20 protein-coding genes, 1 tRNA gene and 1 riboswitch are annotated in these 24,833 nt (G+C 49.7%); of the genes, 16 read left to right on the forward strand and 5 right to left on the reverse strand.

The window, feature by feature from the left end; translation table 11 throughout:
• The first annotated feature begins 1 nt into the window (after position 1).
• The 5 genes from DWZ56_RS03470 to DWZ56_RS03490 all read left to right on the forward strand — a co-directional run bounded on the left by DWZ56_RS03470 (position 2) and on the right by DWZ56_RS03490 (position 5,928).
• The gene (locus DWZ56_RS03470) at positions 2 to 1,504 is read left to right on the forward strand and encodes an efflux RND transporter periplasmic adaptor subunit (RefSeq protein ID WP_118555002.1); all 1,503 of its coding nucleotides are present in this window, start codon (positions 2 to 4) and stop codon (positions 1,502 to 1,504) included.
• The gene (locus tag DWZ56_RS03475; RefSeq protein WP_118555003.1) at positions 1,501 to 2,976 is read left to right on the forward strand and encodes an ABC transporter permease; all 1,476 of its coding nucleotides are present in this window, start codon (positions 1,501 to 1,503) and stop codon (positions 2,974 to 2,976) included. Before DWZ56_RS03470 ends, DWZ56_RS03475 begins: the two co-directional genes overlap by 4 nt.
• Positions 2,977 to 3,018: 42 nt before the next feature.
• Positions 3,019 to 3,645 (forward strand): hypothetical protein, encoded by a 627-nt coding sequence (locus tag DWZ56_RS03480; RefSeq protein WP_118555004.1) that lies wholly within the window; start codon positions 3,019 to 3,021, stop codon positions 3,643 to 3,645.
• 90 nt (positions 3,646 to 3,735) lie between these two features.
• A complete protein-coding gene (locus DWZ56_RS03485) occupies positions 3,736 to 4,443 on the forward strand; it encodes an ABC transporter ATP-binding protein (protein ID WP_243095043.1) in 708 nt (235 codons plus the stop codon).
• Between the two features lie 135 nt (positions 4,444 to 4,578).
• Positions 4,579 to 5,928, forward strand: a complete 1,350-nt coding sequence (locus DWZ56_RS03490; RefSeq protein WP_118555005.1) for an MATE family efflux transporter — start codon at positions 4,579 to 4,581, stop codon at positions 5,926 to 5,928.
• 229 nt (positions 5,929 to 6,157) lie between these two features.
• On the opposite strand, the gene DWZ56_RS03495 is transcribed toward DWZ56_RS03490, so the two are convergent.
• Positions 6,158 to 6,727 (reverse strand): manganese efflux pump MntP, encoded by a 570-nt coding sequence (locus DWZ56_RS03495; RefSeq protein WP_118555006.1) that lies wholly within the window; start codon positions 6,725 to 6,727, stop codon positions 6,158 to 6,160.
• Between the two features lie 174 nt (positions 6,728 to 6,901).
• Between DWZ56_RS03495 and DWZ56_RS03500 the strand changes: the two genes are divergently transcribed.
• From DWZ56_RS03500 to DWZ56_RS03540, 9 genes are all read left to right on the forward strand, one after another.
• Complete coding sequence (locus DWZ56_RS03500) at positions 6,902 to 7,948, forward strand: ABC transporter ATP-binding protein (protein ID WP_118555007.1); 1,047 nt, start codon at positions 6,902 to 6,904, stop codon at positions 7,946 to 7,948.
• On the forward strand, positions 7,932 to 8,795 hold the full coding sequence (locus DWZ56_RS03505) for an ABC transporter permease subunit (protein ID WP_118555008.1): 864 nt from the start codon (positions 7,932 to 7,934) through the stop codon (positions 8,793 to 8,795). Before DWZ56_RS03500 ends, DWZ56_RS03505 begins: the two co-directional genes overlap by 17 nt.
• Before the next feature lie 12 nt (positions 8,796 to 8,807).
• The gene (locus DWZ56_RS03510) at positions 8,808 to 10,265 is read left to right on the forward strand and encodes a GldG family protein (RefSeq protein WP_118555009.1); all 1,458 of its coding nucleotides are present in this window, start codon (positions 8,808 to 8,810) and stop codon (positions 10,263 to 10,265) included.
• Complete coding sequence (locus DWZ56_RS03515) at positions 10,265 to 11,818, forward strand: DUF4340 domain-containing protein (protein WP_118555010.1); 1,554 nt, start codon at positions 10,265 to 10,267, stop codon at positions 11,816 to 11,818. Before DWZ56_RS03510 ends, DWZ56_RS03515 begins: the two co-directional genes overlap by 1 nt.
• 264 nt (positions 11,819 to 12,082) lie before the next feature.
• Positions 12,083 to 14,233 (forward strand): GH25 family lysozyme, encoded by a 2,151-nt coding sequence (locus DWZ56_RS03520; protein WP_118555011.1) that lies wholly within the window; start codon positions 12,083 to 12,085, stop codon positions 14,231 to 14,233.
• Positions 14,234 to 14,596: 363 nt separating this feature from the next.
• Positions 14,597 to 14,884, forward strand: a complete 288-nt coding sequence (locus tag DWZ56_RS03525; RefSeq protein WP_330424824.1) for a hypothetical protein — start codon at positions 14,597 to 14,599, stop codon at positions 14,882 to 14,884.
• A gap of 101 nt (positions 14,885 to 14,985) precedes the next feature.
• Positions 14,986 to 15,942 (forward strand): NAD(P)H-dependent glycerol-3-phosphate dehydrogenase, encoded by a 957-nt coding sequence (locus tag DWZ56_RS03530; RefSeq protein ID WP_118555012.1) that lies wholly within the window; start codon positions 14,986 to 14,988, stop codon positions 15,940 to 15,942.
• 392 nt (positions 15,943 to 16,334) lie between these two features.
• On the forward strand, positions 16,335 to 17,294 hold the full coding sequence (gene pyrF / locus DWZ56_RS03535; RefSeq protein ID WP_118555013.1) for an orotidine-5'-phosphate decarboxylase: 960 nt from the start codon (positions 16,335 to 16,337) through the stop codon (positions 17,292 to 17,294).
• A 124-nt stretch (positions 17,295 to 17,418) separates the two neighbouring features.
• Positions 17,419 to 17,517, forward strand: a riboswitch (TPP riboswitch).
• 42 nt (positions 17,518 to 17,559) lie between these two features.
• Complete coding sequence (locus tag DWZ56_RS03540; protein WP_118555014.1) at positions 17,560 to 18,234, forward strand: energy-coupled thiamine transporter ThiT; 675 nt, start codon at positions 17,560 to 17,562, stop codon at positions 18,232 to 18,234.
• Positions 18,235 to 18,410: 176 nt separating this feature from the next.
• On the opposite strand, the gene DWZ56_RS03545 is transcribed toward DWZ56_RS03540, so the two are convergent.
• From DWZ56_RS03545 to DWZ56_RS03555, 3 genes are all read right to left on the reverse strand, one after another.
• A tRNA-Gly gene (locus DWZ56_RS03545) sits at positions 18,411 to 18,481 on the reverse strand.
• A 55-nt stretch (positions 18,482 to 18,536) separates the two neighbouring features.
• Positions 18,537 to 19,307: a TIGR03915 family putative DNA repair protein gene (locus DWZ56_RS03550; RefSeq protein WP_243095044.1), complete on the reverse strand. Its 771-nt coding sequence runs from the start codon at positions 19,305 to 19,307 to the stop codon at positions 18,537 to 18,539.
• Entirely contained in the window at positions 19,304 to 20,704 is a 1,401-nt protein-coding gene (locus tag DWZ56_RS03555) for a putative DNA modification/repair radical SAM protein (RefSeq protein WP_118555015.1), read from the reverse strand. The genes DWZ56_RS03550 and DWZ56_RS03555 overlap by 4 nt, the downstream gene beginning before the upstream one ends.
• Positions 20,705 to 21,090: 386 nt before the next feature.
• Between DWZ56_RS03555 and DWZ56_RS03560 the strand changes: the two genes are divergently transcribed.
• Complete coding sequence (locus DWZ56_RS03560; protein ID WP_158584427.1) at positions 21,091 to 22,227, forward strand: metallophosphoesterase; 1,137 nt, start codon at positions 21,091 to 21,093, stop codon at positions 22,225 to 22,227.
• A gap of 67 nt (positions 22,228 to 22,294) precedes the next feature.
• Here DWZ56_RS03560 and DWZ56_RS03565 read toward each other — a convergent pair whose 3' ends face one another.
• Positions 22,295 to 24,397, reverse strand: a complete 2,103-nt coding sequence (locus DWZ56_RS03565) for a diguanylate cyclase (RefSeq protein WP_118555017.1) — start codon at positions 24,395 to 24,397, stop codon at positions 22,295 to 22,297.
• A 160-nt stretch (positions 24,398 to 24,557) separates the two neighbouring features.
• Here DWZ56_RS03565 and DWZ56_RS03570 point away from each other — a divergent pair, with 160 nt between their 5' ends.
• On the forward strand, positions 24,558 to 24,827 hold the full coding sequence (locus tag DWZ56_RS03570; protein ID WP_118555018.1) for an acylphosphatase: 270 nt from the start codon (positions 24,558 to 24,560) through the stop codon (positions 24,825 to 24,827).
• Positions 24,828 to 24,833: the final 6 nt, after the last annotated feature.

Raw genomic sequence — 24,833 nt, forward strand, 5'->3', positions numbered from 1 at the left:
GATGAAAGAAAAAAAGAAAAAAAGCGGGCATAAACAGTTAGTATTCATATGTGCGCTGTTGACGGTCTGCATAGCAGGAACGGTGCTTTTTCAGATGAATGGCAGAGCAGAAGAAGAGGAGACCGTATATAAGGAAACAACCGTGCAGCGCGGTGATCTGGTGGTAGGTGTGACGGAGAGCGGCAGTATGAGCATCGGCATCCTCTCCCAAACTTTTGATCTGGGCGGCGGCAGCCAGGCGGCAAACGCCGGTGGGGCGATGATGGGACAGAGCAGTGCCGGCAGCACTTCTAAGACGCTGACGGTGGAAGAGGTATATGTCACCACCGGACAGGAGGTGGAGGCAGGGGAACCGTTGCTGAAGCTGACGGATGACAGTGTTGCGGACTACCGGCAGGAGCTTTCGGACGCGGTGACCACGGCCGGACTGAATCTGAAGCAGGAGGAACTTAGCCTGCAGGAACAGGAACTGAAGGCTGACTATACGTATCAGTCCAATCTGACATCGGGTTCCACCGCCCAGGCGGAATATGACGCTGCCATCGCTAAGCTGGCAAAGTCTGTGACCGATGCGGAAAAAGAATTGGCTGAAGCGGCGGAAAGAATCGCCGAGCTGCCTGTGGAGATCAGTGATAAGATGCAGGAACTCTCTGATACGGAGGATGACAGTCAAAAGACTTCCATACAAAAGGAAATCGATACGCTGAATGAGGAACTGGAAAAGCTGAATGACAACTACAGCACACTGCAGCTGAATGTGGATGAGGCAAAAAGAAAACAGACCACGGAATCTATAACCGCCAGGCAGAAATACGAAGAGGCCATGTTAAACTATAAAAATGCGGCCAATCTTTATGCGATTGATACCAATGGCCTGGACGATACGCTTCAGGATCTTCAGGATGCGCTGGATGATGCACAGGAAGCGCTGGACGAATTTGATGCGTTTGTGGGAGACGGCACTATTCTGACCGAATATGCAGACAAGATCATGAGTGTGGGATATGCCGCGGGCGATACGCTGTCCGCATCAACCGCTATGGCGGATTACGCGGATGCATCCAATGTGACGGTTACGGTATCCGTGGCGCAGGAAGACGTGTCGGCTGCGCCTGTCGGCAAAGCCGCATCGGTGGAACTGCTGGCTTATGAGGATCAGAAGTGGGAGGGCAGCGTCACATCCGTCGCAACGGCGGCCTCCTCCTCTTCTACGGTCAGCTATAACGTGACGGTCACCCTCGCGGGCGATGTGTCCGGAATATTTGATGGCATGACCGGCAATGTCACTTTTGTAACAAAAGAGGTGGATGATGTCCTTTATGTTTCCAATAAAGCAGTCATAACGGAAGGAACCAGAACTTATGTGAAAAAGAAAGCGGAGAACGGAAGCCTGATCAAGACAGAGGTCACCTGCGGCTTTTCGGACGGAGTGAATGTGGAGATACAATCCGGCTTAAGCGAAGGGGAGACCGTGGTTATCGAAAGCAAGGTGAAAGCGTCATGAGACTGAAGGAATTGCTGCGCATTGTTTGGATCAATATCATCCAGAATAAGTTTAAAGTGGTGCTTACATCCATCGGCATAGTGGTAGGGGCGGCCACGATCGTCATGGTGATCGCAATCGGCCGCGGCGGCCAGATGGAGGTGGCGGAACAGTTTAAAAATCTGAATGCCGGTGCGATCGATATCAGCTATGAACTTTCTGCAGACGCCAGAGAGAGCAGGCAGTCAGGATCCGGGCAGACTGCGGGAGGCGGTATGGAGAGGGCTGTGCCGGATATGGGCGGAGGATTTCCCGGAGCTTTTGCCACGGGAAGTGCTGACAGCGGAAGTGCCGGCACCTTTGGCGGGGGCGGCCTGCCGGATATGGGAAACTTCGAAGGCGGCTTTCCGGGCGGAAGCCAGGACGGCGGAGGAAGGCCGGACTTTGGCGATTTCGGAAACTTTGGCTCGGACTTCATCATGAGCGGCGGCTTTGACATGAGTGATAGGATGAATCAGGAGCAGATCACGCTGTCGGAAGCGGATGTGGAGGATATCGAGGTGTTTGTGCCCGGGATTTCAGCGGTATCCATATCCTATTCTTCCAGGACCTCCGTAGAAGGCGGTGAGCTGGAGGAGGCTGTGACCTATACGGTGGCCGGTGTAAAGGAAAATTATGCCGAAATGAGCAATCTGACGCTGGAGATGGGGGAATTCATCACCGACAGCAATGATGAGAATACGGAGAAGGTATGCGTGCTGGGCGCCCAGGCAGCGAAAGAGATTTTCGGAAGCGCCCTGGATGCTTATGACAGCATACTTTATATAGATGAAAGGCCGTATGTGGTGAACGGGATTTTAAGTGAGATGGGTTCCGTCTCTTCCGGCATAAGTCCGGATCAGGCCATTTTTATACCCTACAGCACCGGAATTAAATATATCGCAGGAGATAACCCGAATCCTACGGTTACGGTGATTGCGGAGGATGTAAGCGATGTGGAAACAGTGATTGCCAATATTGAAACCGTGCTGGCCGACAGCTATCCCAATGCGGAGTTTACGGTCAACGATGCCGGCAGCAAGATGGAAGCCGCATCCGCATCCAACGATACGCTGACCATGCTTCTGGTGGCTATGGCGGCCATCGTGTTCATCGTGGGAGGTATCGGCATCATGAATGTTCTGTTTGTATCCGTAAAGGAAAGAACCAATGAGATCGGTATACTCAAGGCGCTGGGCTGTACAAAAAAGGATATTCTGCTGGAATTCCTGTTTGAAGCCGCGGCGATCAGCGTGATCGGCGGGCTGCTGGGAGTGGGATTCTCCTTTGGCATCACTCCCGTTGTGGAGCGGCTGCAGGTACGGGTGGAGCTTTCTGCCATGGGAGCGGTGATGGCGGTATGCTTCGCGGTGATTACCGGAACCGTATTCGGTTTTTATCCGGCCTGGAAGGCCAGCAGACTGATACCTGTGGAAGCGCTGAATCAGGAATAAGATATTGAAATCAAAACGGGTCAGAGGGAGGATGAAAGACGGATGAAGAGATATATGATATTGACCGCTGTGATCGCAAGCATGCTGTTAACCGCCTGTTCCGGAAAAACCGCGGATGCAGACAGTACGGCAAAATCGGAGATAAATCTGGAAGAAGGGCAGTCCCTGATCATCGGCCAGGTGACGGCAATCAACGGCAATGAGGTAGTGTTGGCGTTAGCAGAGGAGACTGATATGCAGGAAAACAGCCGGGGAGAGATGCCGAGCTTTGCGGAGGGAGAGATGCCGAGTTTCGCGGGAGGAGAGATGCCGAGCTTCGCAGGAGGAGAGGTGCCGAGTTTTGCGGAGGGAGAAATGCCGAGCTTTGCGGAAGGAGAGATGCCGAGTTTCGCAGAAGGAGAAGCCCTTGGCGGGAACGTTCAAAATGGGAGCGGAGGAGGGCAGGGTTTTCGAGGCGGCATACAGGAGGCCAATGGGCAGAATCGCACCTTCTATCAGCTCATCGGAGAAGAAAAAACACTGCTGATACCTGTGGGAACCGCAGTGACTACCCCTTTGGGAACACAGACCACTTTTTCCAGCATCGCGGTGGATGATATGCTGAAGCTTGTGGTGGAGGAAGATATAGAAGGCGGCGAGACTGTTACCGCTATCTGGATTGTGGAGTAAAAATACATAAGGAATCATAAAGGAGGCGCACGAAAGCGCGCACAGGTCATCAACAATAGGCTTACGGCCTGTGAGGAAGGAGAGCGGAAAATGAAAAATCCACAGTGCGAAGAAGCGGGCATAGATGACGGTACGATGCTTCGGTTGAGGGATGTGAATAAGAGTTATCACATGGCCCAGGAGGAGCTTCATATATTGAAAAACATTTCCCTCGAGGTGTCCAAGGGAGAATTTCTGGCTATACTCGGCCCCTCCGGATCCGGCAAGAGCACACTGATGAACGTGATCGGCTGCATGGATCTGGCAGACAGCGGAGAGTACTATCTGGACGGCATAGCCATTCACAGGACCAAAGAAAAGGCGCTGACCAGAATCCGCAATCAGGAAATCGGATTCATATTCCAGAAATATCATCTGATTCCCACCTATACGGTTATGCAGAACATAGTGATGCCGCTGTTGATGAGGGGGATGAGCTACCAGGAGGCAGCAGAATCCTGTATGGATACCATACGCCTGCTGGGCCTGGAAAACCGCATGGAGCACAAGCCCAGCGAGCTCTCAGGCGGCCAGCAGCAGAGAGTGGCTATCGCCAGGGCACTTGTTGGGCGTCCTGCCATCCTTTTAGCTGATGAACCGACGGGAGCGCTGGACAGCAGCACTGGTAAGGAAGTTCTGGCGCTCTTTAGTCAGCTGAACAGGCTGGGAAATACGATTGTGATGATCACACACGATCTGGGAGTGGCGAAAAACGCCAGCAGGGTTGTGAGGATCGTTGACGGCGAACTGCAGGAATGATACGGGATATAGACGGATATCCATTTTAATCATGCAAAAAACGTATGGTTAAGGAAAAAAGAAACATTATATAAATAATAAAATTTATAGTATAATTGCGGAGGCTAAAATGTAAGGAAAGAAGAGGGCAATTATATGGTAAAGGATATGACAGTGGGTAAGCCGGATAAGATTCTATGGAGCTTTTCTATGCCGCTGCTGTTTTCCGTGGTATTCCAGCAGCTCTACAGCATCGTGGACAGCGTGGTTGCCGGAAAGTTTGTGGGTGTGGATGCATTGGCGGCGGTGGGTGCCTCCTACCCGATTACGATGATTTTTATCGCGGTCGCAACAGGAGCCAACATCGGGAGCTCCGTGGTCATATCGCAGTACTTTGGAGCGAAAGACTACAGGAGTATGAAAACGGCGGTGTATACCTCCATACTGGCCGTCATCGGTGTGGCGCTGGTTCTGACGGTTGGAGGCGCCATCGCCTGCGACTGGCTGATGCGCATGCTGGATACGCCTGCGAATGTATTTGCGGATTCCGCGCTGTATCTTAGAATTTACATATGGGGCCTGCTGTTTCTCTTCCTATATAATATATGTACGGGCGTATTTACGGCGCTGGGAGATTCCAGGACGCCGCTGTATTTTCTGATCGCATCTTCCGTTGGCAATATGATTATGGATGTGGTCTTTGTCTGCGCATTTCATATGGGTGTTGCGGGCGTAGCCTGGGCCACGTTTCTCTGTCAGGGGATCGCGGCGGTTTTGGCGGCGGTTACGCTGCTGATCCGGCTGCGGACGGTTAAAACCGAAGGAAACTATACGGTTTTTTCCTTGACTATGCTTGGCAGGATCAGCATGATTGCGGTACCGAGCATCCTCCAGCAGAGCTTTATATCTATCGGCAATCTGTTCATCCAACGGCTGGTTAACGGCTACGGCTCTGTGGTGATGGCCAGCTATTCTGCGGCTATCAAACTGAATACTTTTGTCATCACGTCTTTTACGACACTGGCCAACGGACTTAGCAGTTTTACGGCACAGAATATCGGGGCAGGGCTGCCCGGCCGTGTGAGAGAGGGCTTTAAGGCGGGGCTGAAGATGATTTTCATCGTAAGCATACCGTTCATTGTGGTGTATTTTGGATTCAGTTCTGCTGCGATGAAATTTTTCCTGTCAAGCAAAGAGGATATCAGCGCTGTGCTGAAGGAGGGAACACTGTTTCTTAGGATCGTTTCTCCGTTTTATCTGGTGATTTCGGTCAAGCTGATGGCTGACGGAGTGCTTAGAGGCGCCGGAGCCATGAAAAGCTTTATGGTGGCAACCTTCTCTGATCTGATCCTGCGCGTGCTGTTGTCTTATGTACTGGCAAAGGGCCTGGGAATGGGAAGCGTGGGTATATGGCTGTCCTGGCCCATCGGCTGGGTTATTGGAACCGCCCTGTCGGCCGGATATTATAAAGCCGGCGTGTGGGTGCCGAAGGATTCGGATGCCTGATACAGCCGCTGCGGATTCGCCGGATTTACTCTTATATAGCATATGAAACAGGATGGTCCCGCTGCGAAAATCGGCGTGCGGGACCGTCCTTTTTTCTATATTTTATTCAATAGGAAAATACGACCTATTGAATAAAAACGCTCCGCTTAGGATCGCACTGCGGCGGGAAGGTATTATGTCGCTAAAGCGACCCGCCGCAGGCGGAGAATCCCGCGAGCGGAATTCTCTTTCATATACACTCAAAGATTCCCAGCACTGCGAGCAGAATCCCCGTTATCAATAATGAATAACCGCGGACCCATTTACTCAGTACCGTTTTTCCGAGCAGGTTTGCCAGAAAGATGCAGAGAAAGGTACAGATAAATGTGAAAACAGCAGTGGTAAAAGCCGGGATGTCAGCGATGCCGGCGGCAATTCCAAGCCCGATATTGTTGATGGACAGAGCCATTGAAAGAGCCAGGGTTGCGCCAAGCGGGAGACGTTTTTCGGATGAAAGGGCGGATCCGGAATCCGCTGTGTCTTGTTTCTTCCTTTCTTTTAAGAATTTAAGAACCATATAACATCCGAACAGGATCAGGATACTGCCGCCAAACAGGTCGGAGTATCTGGAGAAAAAGGTTTTGGAAATAAGATCGCCGCCCAGGACTGCCGCAAAGGTAAAAACGGCGGTCACAGCTCCGATGACAAGGCCGTTTAAATAGCTGATCCGGATACGATTTATCTGATAAGCCAGAACGATGACAAAAGTGTCAAGGTTTGACGAGAGCACAAACAGGAATACCGAAAGAAAAGAGCGCATTTTTCCTCCCAAATAACATGCTTTATTCTAATTTATGCGTTGAAATTCCCTGTGTGAGCCTTTTGACCGTTGTTTGCAGAACACAGTTTTTTCACAAATTTTTTGCAGACAGAACACATTTAGGTGCTAGAATTGACTAACAAATGAGTTTAACTGTTTAAGGAGGGTCCACCATTGATTGAAGTAAAGAATCTGACCAAGAAGTACGGCGATCATATCGCGGTAGATCATTTGAGCTTTACTGTGGAAACAGGGCAGATCTATGGCTTCCTGGGGCCGAACGGAGCCGGGAAATCCACTACCATGAACATTATGACGGGATATCTGGCAGCTACTGAAGGCGATGTCATAATAAACGGCCATGACATTTTTGAAGAGCCAGAGGAAGCGAAGAAATGTATCGGCTATCTGCCGGAACTGCCGCCCCTTTATATGGACATGACGGTGACCGAGTATCTGAAATTTGCAGCCGAGCTGAAGAAAATACCCAGAAAGGATCGGGAAGAGGCCATTGAGCAGGCGATGGAAACAGCCAGGATTAAAGAGGTATCCGCCCGGCTGATCAAAAACCTGTCCAAAGGCTACAAGCAGAGAGTCGGCCTGGCCCAGGCCGTGCTGGGATTCCCGGAGGTGATCATACTGGATGAGCCCACGGTAGGACTGGACCCCAAACAGATCATAGAGATCCGTGACGTGATCAAGGATCTGGGCAAGAAACATACAGTGATCTTAAGTTCCCATATCCTGTCAGAAGTCAGCGCCGTATGCGACCACATCATGATTATTTCCAAAGGAAAGCTGGTGGCCAGCGATACGCCGGAGAATCTGTCCAGACTGATGGAAGGCTCCCATTCCCTTACGCTGCTGGTTAAAGGCGGAAAAACAGAAACGGAAGGAGTGCTTAAGAAACTGCCGGATATCAATCAGTACCGGGTGAAGAAAGGGCAGGAGGACGGCACTGTGGAAGTATCCGTGCAGACCGGCAAGGATACGGATCTGCGGGAATGCCTGTTTTATGCCTTTGCGGAGGCAAGGCTGCCGATCCTGATGATGAAATCTGCGGATATGTCGCTGGAGGATGTATTCCTCGAACTGACGGAGAACGATCATGCACCGCAGCTTGGGGAACAGACGGATGAGGCGTATGAGTCCGATCTGAATGAGGATGAGAAGGAAGCAGCAGAAAACGAGGAGGTATCCGAAGATGAAAGCAGTTTATAAAAGAGAGGTACAGTCCTATTTTACCTCCATGACCGGATATATTTTTGTCGCTTTTATGGTAGCGATCATCAGCATCTATTTTGTTATTCTGAATCTCAACAACGGGCTGCCGTATTTCGCGTATACGCTGTCCAATATCACTTTTGTATTTCTTGTGTCCGTGCCGATTCTCACCATGCGTTCCATGGCAGAAGAGAGGAAGAACAAGACGGATCAGCTGCTTTTAACTGCGCCGGTCACAGTGGCCGATGTGGTGGTGGGCAAGTACCTGGCAATGATCACGGTATTCGGCATCGTCTGCCTTCTGACCTGCTTCTGTCCGTTGATCATGTCTGCCTACGGCGGTTCAGTGCAGCTGGCTGACTATGGCAGCATTCTGGCATTTTTCCTGATGGGCTGCGCAGCCATTGCCATGGGTATGTTTATATCCTCACTGACCGAGAGCCAGATCATCGCCAGCGTGGGCACCTTCGGCGCGCTTCTCGTGCTGTTTTTGATGTCTAATATCAGCAGCCTGCTTCCCTCCGCCAGTGCGGGCACGTTTCTGGGTTTCTGCATGATGATGCTGGTGATCGGGCTGGTGATTTATCTGCTTACGAAAAACTGGGTTCTTTCCGCTGCAGTCTGTGTGGTGGGGATCGGCCTGCTGACCGGTCTGTACCTGTGGAAACCGGCGCTGTTTTCAGGATTGTTCCAGACTGTATTAAACAGTCTGTCCCTGGCGGACCGCTTCAATAACTTTATCAACCAGATATTTGATCTCTCTGCGATTGTCTACTATATCACATTTTCAGCGGTCTTTGTATTTTTGTCCGCGCAGGCAGTCCAGAAAAGAAGATGGAGCTAGGAGGGAACGGACGTGAGCAAATTAAAACTGAAAAAACCGGAAATCAAGAGTCAGTTTAAGACCAGAAAATCAAAAAGCGGATCCTATAGCGTTCTGCTGACCGTGATTGTGATCGCTATCGCCGTGATTGTGAACCTGGTGGTCGCAGAGCTGCCCTCGAAATATACCAACGTGGATTTAAGCCCCAACAAGATGTATTCCATCGGGGATGAGACTAAAAATGTGGTGAAAAACCTGAATACCGATGTGAAAATCTATGTTCTGGCTGCTGAAGAGAGCGCGGACGGCACGATATCGGAGCTCCTGAACCGTTATAAAGATCTGTCGGATCACATCAGCGTGGAGTACGTCGATCCGGTATTGTCACCGGGATTCGCTTCCAATTACGGTGAAACCTCCATAGCGAGCAACAGCCTGATCGTTGAAAGCGAGAAGCGCCATAAGGTGGTCAGCTACAACGATATCTATGTGGTGGATTACAGCAGCTATTATTCGACCGGCACTACTGAGGAGAATTTTGACGGAGAGGGCCAGCTGACCAGCGCGATCGCCTATGTGACCAGCGAAACGCTGCCGATGGTATACAGCATTACCGGCCATGGGGAGTCTTCCCTGGGCACGGTGGCGTCGGATGTGGCTCTTAAGCAGAACGTGGAAGTCAAGGATCTGAACCTGCTGTCGGAAGGCGCGGTGCCGGAAGACGCCGATGCGGTTTTAATCTATGCGCCCACCTCCGATTACAGTTCGGATGAGGCCGATATGCTGATCTCCTATCTGGAAGCGGGAGGAGCAGCGTTTATCATGACCAATTATACCACGGAGGATATGACAAACTTCAACCGCATACTGGACAATTACGGCGTATCCCTGTCCCAGGGTGTGGTGGTAGAAGGCGATCAGTCAGCCTATTATATGGACCCTCTGACGATCCTGCCCACCGTTAATTCCCATGATATCACCTCGGATATCAAGTCAGGCCAGACGCCGATCCTGATTTTAAACGCACAGGCGGTCAATAAAAATGAAACCGTGAGAAGCACCGTAACGATCAAGGATCTGCTGACCACATCGGACAGCTCCTATGAAAAGACTCCGGTGGACGGAAAACTTACCACCTATGAAAAAGAGGACGGAGACCGCACCGGAAGCTTCCCCGTAGCAGTGGCAATTTCGGAAGATCTGGGTGACGGCAATACCACGCAGATCGTACTTTGCACCAGCGCATGGCTGCTTCAGGATACTCTGCTTTCGCAATTCAACATATCCAATACGGATCTGTTTGCAAATTCACTGGGATGGATGTGTGAACAGGAGAGCACGGTGAATATCCCTGTGAAATCCACGAGCATCGAATACATCATGGTGCCGGCCGCACAGGTGAACCTCTGGAGCTCTGTCTGCATCATCATTCTGCCGGCTGCCCTCTTAATCGCCGGTTTGATTATCTGGTTGTGGAGGCGTAAGAAATAATGGCAAAAAAGAAAAAGAAGAAGGGACTCACACTTGGTCTGCTGCTCCTTTTGCTGGCGGTGCTTATCGGAGGGCTCTTTGGTCTGCGGGCGCTGAATAAAGCACAGGAGGAGAAGGCGGACGGAGAAACCGCAGAGGAGAAAACATATATAGTGAGCCGGGATATCAAATCCACGGATATTACGGAATTTTCCTATCAGTGCGAAGGTGAAACACTGACCTTTGTAAAGGAGGACGATACCTGGAAGTATAAGGATAACAAGGATATGGAGCTGAATCAGTCCAAATTCACCACCATGACCGGTTCCCTTGCCGGGCTGACGGCTAAAAGAGTGGTGGAAGAGAACCTGGATCATTTAAGTACCTACGGACTGGATGCCCCTTCCAATGTCATTCATTTTAAAACTGCGGACAGCGAGATGACTCTCTATCTCGGAATCAAGAATGAAGTGACCGGAGACTATTATCTGTATGTGGAAGGCGGCAGCGCTGTATACACAGTTTCTACCTATATTAATGATGATTTTTCGACAGGCCTTTATGATCTGCTGCAGGCGGAGTCGCTGCCTGCGATTTCACAGACAGAACTCACCGGCATAGAGCTTTCAGTTCCTAACGGACATATGATGGCGCTGTTTGAATCGGCAGGGGACACAGAGGCGGATTACAGCGGCATGTACAGCTGGTTTTTATTAAAAGAGGACGGCATCAGGATCCCCATGGATGAAACGGCACAGTCCGATTTGATTGAAAAGGTGACAAGCCTCACGCTGGGCAGCCTTGTGAGCTATGAGCCTGCGGAGGAGGAGCTGAAAACATATGGGTTGGATGCGCCCGCCGCACAGATTACCGTCCATTATGTGAAGACCTACGAGGAACAGGCGGAGGAGACCGAATCCGTTCAAAGCACCGATGCTGCGGCGGAGACAGCAAAAGAGACGTCGGAAGCGAAAACAGTCACTGTCAACGAAACGCTGATCCTGTATATCGGGAAGCAGGCCGAATCGGGGGACTATTATGTAAAAACATCCGTTTCCAACCGTGTCAGCCTGATGGCGCAGACCACGGCGGAATATTTCCTGAACCTGACAGACCGCACCTTCATCAATAAATCTGCGGCACTTATCAATATCAAGGATGTGGACAGCATCACGGCGGTGGTGGACGGAACCACGATCGAATACTCGATTAAACGCGAGACAGTTGCCGGCACCGACAGCGAGACCGGTGAAGCGGTGACGGAGGAAACAGAAACCTATTACAAAGACGGAACGGAAATGGCGGAAGACGAATTCAAGTCCCTGTACCAGCAGATCATCGGCATCAAAGCCGAACAGGTGCTGGCGGAGGATGCCGCTCCCAGCCAGAACACGGATGAGCTGACCTTCACATTCCACCGTAACACAGAGACGTTTCCCGAAATCACTATATCCTATGCGCCTTATGACAGCAGCTTCTATCAGATGACGGTAAACGGAGTCACTCAGCTGCTGGTCAATAAGCGGGATATCGCAAACTTAAAGACAGCGCTGCTCGCACCGGCAGCGGAATAAAACGGTAAATCCCTGAACCGATGGGGCTGAAGCATGAGTTACGGCTTTAAGTCCCATTGGCTTAGGGATTTGTTCGATTTGTCCGGGAGTGACTGTTATGCCGTTACAACGCTGTAAGCAAATTGTAATATTTACCATTCCCAGAAGGTTGATTTTTGCCCGGTATTCAGGTACAATATGGAAATAAAGATACAGGTAACAGGGACGAATGCGTCCCGCTGACAGAATGATGAGAGTTGTAAAAGGGAAGGAAAAAGGACAGGCATGAAGGAAAAACTTACTTCTTTGTTGGCAAAGATGGCACCGTATAAGATCCCGATTCTCTGCGGAGTGCTGGTGGTTGTTTTGGGCGTTACGGCTGTAATAGCGGTGCCCATCGCCATGAATGCAGGGACAGACGGCACGCAGGCCGTGGCGGGAGCGAATACGGATCCCACAGAGGATACCCAGGTGGAGAACATACAGGAGTCCCCGCGCCAGCTGGCGGATTTCAACCTGGCTGAGCCGATGAAGGTGATTAACCCCACCACGGTTCACAGCGTGGGAGTGATCGGCGCTACCGAGGCTCCTACCGAAGCCGAGGAACCGGTGGAAGTGGAACATAAAGTAATTGAAAAGGAAAAACTGCCGGAAGTTGATAAAGCGCCGGTAAATGACGCGGCCGATCCGGGAGACGGTGCGGACGATGCAGGTAATGCTGCGGATGTGGATATAAGCGACATTGCCAAGGGCGATTATGAGAGCCAGGGCATGTCTCTTGGCATCGATGTATCCCATCATCAGGGAAGCATTAACTGGCAGCAGGTTAAGGACAGCGGGATTGAGTTCGCTATGATCCGCGTAGGTTACCGAAGCCGCGATACAGGTACGATCTATGAGGACCGTCAGGCCGCTGCCAATATGAAGGGCGCGCTTGCGGCCGGTCTGAAGGTCGGTGTATATTTCTTCTCACAGGCGATCAACGAGTATGAAGCCGTGGAAGAAGCTTCCTGGGTAGTGAATTATGTGAGCAAGTATCAGATTACTTATCCGATTGTATATGACTGTGAATACATCGGCCAGTACCGTACGGCTGCGGCAGGTGTAACGAAGAGCCAGAGAACGGATTATGCGATCGCGTTTATGGAGACTGTGAAGAGCGCCGGTTATTCACCGATGATGTATGCCAGCAAGAACGGCTATGCTAATAACTGGGAAACCGACCGTTTAAGCAACCGTTATAAGATCTGGGTGGCGCAGTATCCGGGATCTGTGAATCCGGTAACGGATAAGAGCTCCTATACAGGCAAGCATCAGATGTGGCAGTATACTAGCAAGGGCAGTGTTCCGGGAATCAGCGGAAATGTGGATATGAATGTGGCCTATTTCAAATATACGGGCACCCCGGACGCATCCGTAACGAATGTGAAATTTGTCGTGAAAGACAATTCCGGCAAGGCGGTAAAGGGGGCAACTGTGCAGATGGCAGGCGCGACCACCAATTCCGCGATCACGGATGAGACAGGTACGGCCGTATTTACGTATGTGCCATTCGGCGATTATACAGTGACGGTCAGCGGTGTGCCGAACGGATATAAAAAGACAGGCAAGATCGTACAGGTCAATTTCTCCAAGTACCAGGCCGAATATGTGGACAGCACCAGCTTTGTGCTGGAACCCGGACAGGACGACAGCACCACCTTCCCGGTAGGCGATGAAACCTTTACCAGGGTGAACAAGCAGGTGAAGGTAACCGCAAGCACGCTCAATGTGCGGGAGTTTAACAATACTTCGTCCAGAGTGCTCGGTAAGGTGACCAAGAATACCGTATTAAAATGTACAGCTACAGGAAGCGGCAGCTGGATTCAGGTTGAATACAACGGCCAGACCGGCTATGTCAGCAGGGACTATGTGACCTTTGTGGATGAAAGCAGCAGCTGTGTTAACGGACATACCAAGGATACTCCGACCTATACCAAGGTGGATGATAAGACCCACAAGGTGACTTATATCTGTAAGGTCTGCAAAGAGGAGATTAAAGACGCGGCTGTGACGGAAAACCATACCTGGGATGACGGCAAGGTGACCACCGCTGCCATATGCGGCAAGGATGGCGTAAAGACCTATACCTGCACCAAGTGCGGCGCCACTAAGACAGAGGTGATTCCGGCTCCGGGCAAAACCCATAAGTGGGAGAAGCAGAGTGACGGTACTTATAAGTGCACCGTATGCGGTGAGGTAAAAGAGGATGTGACAGATTCTTCCACTGAGACTGAAACGGAATCCACTGAGGAATCCAGCTCCGAGACAGAGTCCTCCACAGCGCCTACACAATCTACAGAGCCTTCCTCCACAGAACCGGTGACCGAGGCTCCCACAGAGTCTTCCACACCGGCGGAGAGCACAACATCGAATGTTTCCGGGAACTCCCTGTAAAGCCCGATAATTAGTGGAGTGGAACAAAAACGGCCGTAGGGTCAACTTATGCATCAGTTAAATTGAGACCATACTCTAGACTATTTGGCAGGGATGGAAACAAATAAAAGATTTATGATGAGCAAATCTGAATACTGTACAGGTCACTGGCCTCAAGAGGGCAGTACTGTACAGTTTACGGATTTGCTCATTTATTAAACAAGCGGAAGGTACACTGCACCTGACCCCGACGGAAACGGCGCATCCGAGCATTTATGACCCGCTTGAACCTGTATTTTGCAGTCCACAGTGCAAAAACCAGCATAAAGTTTATAAAAGCAGGGCAAAGAAAAATAAATCGGATAATGATTGATGGGAGGGTGAATGATAGTGGCTGAAAATAACAAATTGCAAATCCGAAACAGCACCGTGGATTTTCTTGTATTTACAAAGGATGCCCATGAGGACGGCATTGAAGTCCGTGTGCAGGATCACGATGTTTGGCTAACGCAAAAAGCGATTGGCCAGCTTTTTGATGTGGATAGAAGCGTTGTTACAAAGCACCTCAAAAACATTTACGAAAGTGGCGAATTATCAGAGGAGTCAACTTGTGCAAATTTTGCACAAGTTGCGGATAACGGGAAAACTTATCTGAACAGCTTGCTCAGTTAAATGCAACTGTTGAATCTCTTAACCAGACCATAAAGGAACTTCAGGAGCAGTTAAATAAAAACTCCAAGAACAGTTCTAAATTAAAGGATTGGAGAGACAGGATGAATGTATCGGTATTAGGATATGGGCGCTGGGGCAGTTTCTTGGCATGGTATATGAATTCTATTGGCCATCATGTCACATTATATGGAAGGAAATCATCAGACAATTTCGCGCAGCTGGTTAAAACAAGACAAAACAGTTATGTAAAGCTCGACCCTGCGATCCGGCTTGTCAGCGAGCTTGATGAGGCATTGAAAAATCAATATATATTCATTTCTATTAATTCGCAAAATCTGCGCATGTTAATGCAGGAAATTTCAAAATACGATTTAAAAGATAAGACGATTGTATTATGTATGAAGGGAATAGAAGAATATTCAGGAAAGCGTTTAACAGAGGTTGCGGCGGAATATGTAGAAAATATAAATTCTGTTGCCATCTGGGTGGGACCGGGACACATACAGGATTTTGTCACTGGTATACCCAACTGTATGCTTGTTGACGCATACAATGATTCGCTGAAAAAGGAGCTCGCTCAATTACTAAACAGCAGGTTAATTCGCATCTATATTGGGACTGATGTAATCGGAAATGAGATCGGAGCAGCAGCAAAAAATGCCTATGGTATTGCGGCAGGCATGCTGGATGCTTTGGGGTATGGCAGTTTAAAAGGCGCGATGATTGTCCGTTCTGCGGTTGAAGTATCGCGTTTAGTGGAAAGTCTGGGCGGTTCCATTAGAAGCGTTTATGGTTTATGCTTTCTGGGAGAATGTGAAACCACCTTTTTCTCGAAGTACAGCAATAACAGGCTGTTTGGTGAAAATTTTATAAACGGTATAGAGACAAATAAACTGTGTGAAGGAATTTATACGGTTAAAGCGCTCTGCCGTTTAGCTGAAACGTCCGGTATTGAGATGCCAATCTGCCAGTCACTGAATGATATACTGCAGAAAAAGATAGAGGCTCAAACTGCGTTTTCAAATCTGTTTTTACGGTCGATGAAGGAGGAATTCTGAAAGTTACCGTTCAGAGATACCGATAAAGAAGCGTAAGACAGGGCAGGGTATATTCCTCATAGGGATCCCTTGAAGCCCGCCGGTACTTATGCTGTGTTTTTTGCAGCATTAGTACCGTTGCGCGCTTCACGGAGCGAGAGCGTGTCCCAATGAGGAATATACCCTGCCCTGTCTTACGCGGGAACTTTACGATAGCAGCGAACAATAACATACCGATAAATCATCAGCATATGTTTTGAGGTTCTGTCTCGACATTTGCCCCAACCTCTGCTATACTGAATCTGGCAGGCGGACAGTAGTCTGTTCCCCCCAGATTTTAAAGAATAAGCGCACCAAAGATGTACGCAGGTCACCGACCCAAAGTCGCTGACGATGAAAGGAGAATATTTATCATGTCAATGGACCGATTGATCAAAAAAATAGTGGAATTTCAAAATCCGACTGTAGCGGGGCTGGATCCGAAGCTGGATTATGTGCCGGAATATATAAAAGAACAAGCTTTTGCACAGTACGGCAACACGCTGGAAGGCGCGGCGGCCGCATTGCTTGCATTTAATAAAGGGCTGATCGACGCCCTGTATGATATTGTGCCGGCGGTGAAACCGCAGGCGGCCTACTATGAGATGTATGGATGGCAGGGAATGAAGACTATGGCGGAGACAGTGGCTTATGCTAAGAGCAAAGGCATGTTCGTGATTCTGGACGGCAAACGTAATGATATTGGCAGCACTATGGAAGCCTATGCCATAGCGCATCTGGGTATGACGGATGTGAACGGGCAGAGCTGCGCGGCATTTGGAGCCGACTGCCTGACCGTGAACGGATATCTTGGAACGGATGGAATCGCGCCGCTGCTCAAGTGCTGCAGTGAGTATGATAAGGGCATCTTTGTTCTGGCGAAGACTTCCAACCCGTCGTCAGGAGAACTCCAGGACCGGCGGATCGACGGCAAGGCTGTTTATGAAATCATGGCGGAGCGCTGTGAAGAATGGGGCGCGCAGGCCATGGGAGAGTACGGATACGGCTGTGTGGGCGCAGTGGTCGGCGCTACCTATCCGGATCAGCTTAAGGAACTTCGTGCAAAGGCTCCTTCCGTCTTTTTCCTGGTACCCGGTTACGGTGCACAGGGCGGCGGTGCCAAAGATGTAAGCTATGCCTTTGACAAAAATGGCCTTGGCGCGGTGATCAATTCCTCCCGGGGGATTATGTGTGCCTATAAGAAAGAAGGCTGCCCGGAAACGGAGTACGCAATGGCGGCGAGAAGAGAAGCGCTGCGCATGAAGGAAGATATCGCCAGTGTGATACCTGCCATCCGGCTGCAACAGGCAAACTGTGCAGGCTCTGTTATGTAGGCTGTCCCTGTAAACTGCTTGTTGACAATCCGTATAATTTGATATATTATAAGAAGGCGCAACAGATGTGAGTATGTCATTGACCGAATGGCTGGTGATATATTATACAAAAAGAAAAAATGAATATAAATGCTAGGGGAGCTGTAACAGGCTGAGAGATGTAAATTGACCCTCATTACTTGAACCGGATAATACCGGCGTAAGGAAGCAAATGAGAAAGCTTACTATATGCCCCCCTTGCATCTATGCGAAGGAGGCATTTTTTATGTTTGATTTTTTTATTAAGACCGTAGTGGATGAGTATGGGGACACGACCTATTTACCCACGACGGCAGGCTATGTGGCTCTGATTTTAATCGTTGCTGCGATTCTGGTTATAGCTGTGGCTCTAAGCAACAAGAAAAAGAAAACAGTGGACACGAAGCAGCTGGTATTCTGTGCGGTAGCCATGGGGCTGGCAACGGTGACATCCTTTATGAAGGTGTACAGCTTCCCGTTCGGAGGTTCGATCACGCTGTTAAGCATGTTTTTCATCTGCCTGCCCGGCTATTGGTATGGCCTTAAGACCGGCCTTATGACGGCGGTGGCCTACGGTATTCTGCAGCTGATTGTGGATCCCTATGTGCTCTACCCGGCGCAGCTGATCGTGGATTACATATGCGCATTTGGCGCTCTGGGCCTGTCAGGGCTGTTCTGCCAGAAAAAGAACGGCCTGATTAAAGGATATCTTCTGGGAGTATGCGGCCGTTATGTGTTTGCTGTGATTTCCGGCTGGATCTTTTTTGGCATGTATGCCTGGGAGGGATGGGCTCCACTGCCTTATTCACTGGCATACAACGCATGTTATATTTTTGGTGAAGCGGCCATCACTCTGGTGTTGATTGCCATTCCGGCGGTATCCAAGGGCCTGATGCAGGTAAAGAAAACAGCGCTTCAATAAATTATAATAAAGTCTCAAGGCATGATTCAGATCTGCCTTGAGACTTTATTAGAGTAAAACCGGAGAATAAATAAGAAAAGAATTACAAAAAAATGATAGGCAGTATAATCTAATGAATAAAAATAAGGACAGTCCTTAAGACTATCCCTGTTCTTGAATACGGTTATACAAACGGAAGCAAATGACGGGAATCGAACCCGCGTATCCAGCTTGGGAAGCTGGTGTTCTGCCATTGAACTACATTTGCAATTACTGCCACGAAGAATATTATAATACAGACAATTGCGTTTGTCCAGCAGATTTTACAAAAATTCCGTCATGTTTTTACGGTACCACAGAGGCATATGATTTCTCTGGCAGGCGGGGTTCTCACGTTCCTTAATGGCTATGGTGCGGTGGAAGATTTTCCAGAGCGTAACATAGACATCTTCATTTTCTGTTTTTTCACACAGCGCTTCCCACTCTGTGCCTTTAGTATCCATCAGCACCCAGGGCCGGCCGCTCTCGTGAACCGCGGCGAGGCGGCGGTTTTCGTCATAGATCATCCAGTTTTCACCGGAGAAACGGTCGGCAAAATGCGGAGCGACCAATGGGACCACATTGCATTTGGGCGCGATCTTGCCCAGCAGAATTCCATTATTTAACTCGATAAAACGAATGAACTCCACGAACAGATGCTGTTCACCGGATACTTTTCGGTTTAATTCAAAGATACGGGCAACCGATGGATTCCCCAGCATATTTACAATGCGGGCGCCGTATTTGAAGCCATCAATCAAAAAGCGGTAGGCTGCATCGGCTTTATCCGGCTGATCGGACATGACCGCCTTATACATCATGTGATAGGCTTCGCCGGATATCTTCATCTGAACCGATCGGGCTACCTTAACCGCTTTTTCGTAATCGGTATTCACTTCACGGTATTGAGCAAAGAGCTCCAGATTGTCCTCGCCGTTTATGACCAGCTTTACGTTATCATGGCCGAGCCGGCTTGCCCATGCGTCATAGATCGCGGTATAGATGCCGTCCGGCGTATCCTCACATAAAAATATGGTCTTCATAGGTGTGCTCATCCCACTACCTCCCAGGAATCCATTTGGAAATCATCGAACAGGGATAACTGACGGTAGGTCATATCATTTTCGATGCTCCATGTCTTTTTTTTATCATTGTCGATCAGATTGTGAGTGATAAAGTTTTCTTCCAGCCGTATTCTGTACATCATGCGGCCCTGGCAGGTGATGAAGTATACGGCGCGCTTTAAGACGACTCCCAGACGCTTGATGTCATCAAAATCCAGGACTGCATATCTTCTGGCTTTCATGATGCGCTGCGCGGATTTGACGCCGATGCCCGGCACCCTAAGAAGAGTGTAATAGTCTGCTTTGTTGATTTCCACCGGAAAGCACTCCAGATGGCGTACTGCCCAGTCACATTTGGGATCCAGAAATACATTGAAATTCGGCTTTTCTTCCGAAAGCAGCTCTGTTGACTGAAAACCGTAAAAACGCAGCAGCCAGTCAGCCTGATACAGCCTGTGCTCTCTAAGCAGAGGCGGCTTTTGTCCCAGTGCGGGAAGTTCTTTGTCCTCGTTGATCGGAATATAAGCTGAGTAAAACACTCTTTTCAGGTCATAATTCTTATAGAGTGCTTCCGCAACCGATACAATCTGATAGTCACTCTCAGGAGTCGCCCCGATGATCATCTGCGTGCTCTGGCCGGCCGGAACGAAATGCGGCTGTTCCCGGCGCACGGTCAGCGCCCTCTGCTTGGTGGCGGTGATCCCGTTGGGCGTCAGCAGCTGGCGCTCTTTGTCCGGCAGAGCCATCAGCTGATCGCCGCTTAACAGGCGGTCGGCCCGGATTCCGTTCTGGATCTGGCGTATGGGTGCAAGGATATTTTTACGGTTTTTATGGGGAGCGAGCCTGCGGAGGCTCTCTGCGGTGGGCAGTTCCAGGTTTATGCTCATCCGGTCGGCCAGATATCCAACTTTCTCGATCAGCTCAGGGTCTGCGCCGGGGATTGCCTTTACATGGATATAACCGTTGAAACGGTATTCCACCCGCAGCTTTTCCAGCGCCTGCCGCATCAGTTCCATCGTATAGTTCGGGCTTTTCAGAATGCCGGAGCTTAAGAACAGCCCCTCGATGTAATTCCTGCGGTAAAACTCTATGGTGAGCATACAGACCTCATCCGGAGTAAAGGAAGTGCGCACCACATCGTTGGAAGAGCGGTTGATACAGTATTTGCAGTCAAAGATACATTCATTGGTATAGAGAATCTTAAGCAGGGAGATACACCTGCCGTCCGCCGCAAAGCTGTGGCAGATCCCGCAGGCCGACGCGCTTCCGATGGTGCCTTTTTCTCCTTTGCGGTCCACTCCGCTGCTGGTGCATGCGACGTCATATTTGGCGGCGTCCGATAAGATCTCCAGTTTTCTCTCTATGGTCAGGTCCTGTGTCACTAACATACTTTACCTCGCTTTAATGCCGGCGGCATAATTGTAATTGCGGAATCCGGTCGCACTGCCTCAACACTTTGACGGACGGTGCGCACATATGTTCTTACTTTAATATAGCACATATAGCAGCGGTTTTCAAGATGAAACGAATATTTGTTCGCGGGGTTACTGCTCACGCTGTCGTAAACGTCCCGCTCTGCGCTGCTTTATCGGCAGCTCTTAACCGCAACGTCAGCGGCGCAGTCTGGCATGGGGGATAAGGGTGCAGCATAAGCAGCCAAATAAAGTAGAAAGCCGTAAGCAGGTATGATAAAATGGAGATACTATAATTTTGATGGCATGTTAGGGCAGGGACCGTTGAAATGCCCCGCTCATGCATGTAAAAGGAGATGAATATGCGCGTTCGATATATGATCGTTCAGGCAGTTCTGGTGCTGCCGCTATGGATATATTTGTATTTTTATTTCAGAAGAATGGCAGTCCTGCTTATAGGGCATCGTCATAAAGCTTTCGGCAGGCTGACAGCCGTGATTTTGTCAGCCGCAGCCGCCTTGCCGGCGGCCAACATCTGGGGGATGTGGGCGCTGGTCGTGCTGCATATTGCCGGAACTGCCGCAGCGGTGGATCTTGCGCGGCTCATTCTGGTAAAAGTGTTTCATATAAAAAGCAGGAGAGGCCATATCCTGTATTGCAGCGGTCTGATCCCGATACTGCTGACGGTTCTGATCTTAAGCTACGGATATGTGAACATGCAGCATGTGACGGAAACCGGTTATACAATCGTGACCGGGAAAGAACTCCGTGAAGAAGGCTATACCGCAGCGTTCCTCTCTGATCTGCATTTCGGAACTACCATGGATAAAGATACGCTGTCGGTATATTGCGGCCGTATCGGGGAGAACCGTCCGGATTTTGTGATTTTGGGCGGCGATATTGTGGATGAACGGACGAATTTGGAACAGGTGAGGGAGGCCTTTGAAACGCTGGCGCAGATACCGGCTCCGTTAGGAATTTATTATGTATACGGCAATCATGATAAAGGAAGATATGCGGCGGACTGTGGATATACGGAAGAGCAGCTTAGAGAAGCTGTAGCTGGCACCGGGATACGGATTCTGGAAGATGAGACGGTCGAGCTGAACCGGGAACTGACGCTGACCGGCCGCGCGGATCGCTCTGATGCATACTACACGGGCATTGTGAGAATCGGTGCGGGAGCGCTTTTAGAAGGGGAGAGCGGGGAAGGCTTTCATATACTGGCGGATCACCAGCCAAACAGCCTGAAGGACAATGCGCTTGCCGGATACGATCTCATGCTGTCGGGCCATACGCATGCCGGCCAGATCTGGCCGGTGGGGCTGCTCACAGAGTTATTCGGCAGAGACACGAGAAATTACGGATACGAGCGGATTGGAGGTATGGATCTGATCGTGTCTTCAGGAATCGCAGGCTGGGGTTATCCTTTCCGTACCGGTAAGCATTGCGAGTATGTGATTGTCCGCATTCGGACAGGAGAGGAGATGCAGCAGTAATATGGAAGAGAGAAGGAAAAGCGGCGTATATGACTGCTTTTCCTTCTCTCTTCTATAGTACTGCCAATTATAGGATCCGTGTATCGAATACCCCTTCGCTTTCTTCCATATCCGGATGGTAGAAAGCGTATTGATTTTTCCCCATATGCTTGGCGTAGTAAAGAGCCTTATCCGCTTTATTTATCAGCTCCTTGTAGGAAGATCCGTCCTCCGGGTAGCAGCTGATGCCCACGCTGCCGGATATGCTGGCGCTCATGCCCCCCTCGGTCAGGGTCTGGCAGAACACATTGCAGATCATCGCCGCTTTTTCCTGAATCACCTTTCTACTGCCTATATTGGACAGAAAAACGACAAATTCATCGCCTCCGATGCGGGCCACCACATCGGAGGAACGGAACAGCTGCTTTAACTGACCGCCCACATGCTTGAGCGTTTCGTCGCCGAACTGGTGGCCGAAGGTATCATTGATGGATTTGAAATTATCGATATCAATGAATGCCAGCGCACCGTTTTGCAGTGTGCCGGGCTTTAAATAGCCTTCCAGCATATCCTCGATGGCCTTGCGGTTGTAGAGCCCTGTGAGCGGATCCGTATTCGCCTGGCGGATCAGGCGCTTTTTCTCCATTTTAATGGAATGGATGTTTGTGAGCTTACCGATCAGGCTGACACACTCAGCCTTTTCATCGGTTCTCCACAGCGCGTGTATGTAAATTTCAAACCACTCCTGCTTTCCGTTCTGGGTGATCAGGGGAAATTCAATCTTACAGCTGGAATTGACCGGACTTAGGCTTTCAAGCATCTTAAAGAGTGATATCTTATCCTCTGCGGCGATCCGGGGAGTGGCGCTTAAGACCTGCGTCATGTTCGGTATACGGAAACTGCCGCCGAACACTTCCACATATTTTTCGGAAAAAAGCATGGTATCGCTGCGTGCGTCATAATCAAATATTATTTCTCCGGAAATTTCCGCCAGTGTATGATATTTTTCTCTTTCCAGTTCCAGCAGCCACAGTGTGCGGTCGGAGAGTGACTCCTCGCCGCTGCTGTATACCGGCATACGCAGGGCAGGAGGCTTGCGCATGTAATCAGCCGGCTGCTTTGCATTGCTGATCGCTTCATGCACGGTGTCGGAGATTTCCAGAAAGCATTTTAAAAGCTGCGGATTAAATATGCCGCATTCTCCGCCTGCAATCATCTGAATCGCTTCCTCATGAGTATAGGCCGGTTTATAGACCCTTTCACTGATAAGCGCTTCATAAACATCCGCCAGAGAGACAACCTGGGCCGGAATGGAGATCTGCTCCCCCACCAGATGATCGGGATAACCGTTGCCGTCCCAGCGCTCATGATGGTGACGGCAGATATCATAACAGTAGTTATAATACTCCTCGTCCTGCGTATAGTCCAGGCTTTGCAGTATTTCACAGCCGCGGATGGTATGCGTCTTCATGATTTCAAATTCTTCCGGCGTAAGTTTGCCGGGTTTTAGGAGGACGGAGTCCGGAATGGCTATTTTTCCGATATCATGCATGGCAGAAGCGCTCGCTATTGTATCTATGGTTTCCGGAGAAAAATAATACTCTGGATAACGGCTTGACAGAGCCTCCAGCAGAAAACCGGTGATCATGTTGATGCGTTTAATATGAGAGCCGGATTCACAGTTACGGAATTCCACGACTGTGCTTAAAGCATCTATGACAAAGCTGTTGGTCTGTTTGAGCTTCTGTGCCTGCTGATTTAAGATGGATAACTGCTCCTGCACCTTTTTTTCAAGATGATTTTTGTGATCGTAAAGCTCTATGATATTTTCAACACGCCGGCATACGATATCCGGATTAAAGGGTTTATTGACGATATCCGAAACGCCCATGTTGTAGCCTCTTAAGGCGGTCTCTTCATTGCTTTCGGCGGTGATGAGGATGACTGGGATCGTATCGATCAGCTGCTCGCGCTTCATAATTCTCAGCACTTCTATGCCATCCATAACAGGCATCACTATATCCAGGAGCATGACAGCGATATCCGAACCGTGTTCTTTGACCAGCGTTAACGCCTCTTCGCCGTTCTCTGCTTCCAGTATCTGATAGCGGGAGTGGAACAATTCACACAAAATAGCTCTATTCAATTCTACATCATCGACTATTAATATGATCTTTGCACTTTTTTCCATCGCATGTTCTTCTCTTTTCTGACTGGCTTACAGCCAATAACTGTAACCATTATACTCTACATGCCTGTATAAGCGCAAGCATTTATTGACTGCCGCAAATGTATGTATTATGATTAGGGTAACAGTTAAGACGGCGGGAAAATGGATGGGAGGTCTTCATATGGCGCGCTATTGCGTAATGGTTGAAGGAAGAGTGCAGGGAGTGGGATTTAGGTATTATGCGTATCACTGCGCTTCGTACTGCCGTCTGACCGGCTGGGTGCGCAATCTGGATGACGGCAGAGTGGAACTGGAAATTCAGGGAGATAAGGATATGGCAGGCTTGTTTCTGGCAAAAATAAAAGAGGGCAGCCGGTTTATCCGGGTTGACCATATGGATATTCATGAGATTTCGGAGCAGAAGGAGAGCTCCTTTTGTATCCGCGGATGAATTTGC

Origin of the sequence: Lachnotalea sp. AF33-28 (genome assembly GCF_003477885.1) — a bacterium.
Classification (GTDB): domain Bacteria; phylum Bacillota; class Clostridia; order Lachnospirales; family Lachnospiraceae; genus AF33-28.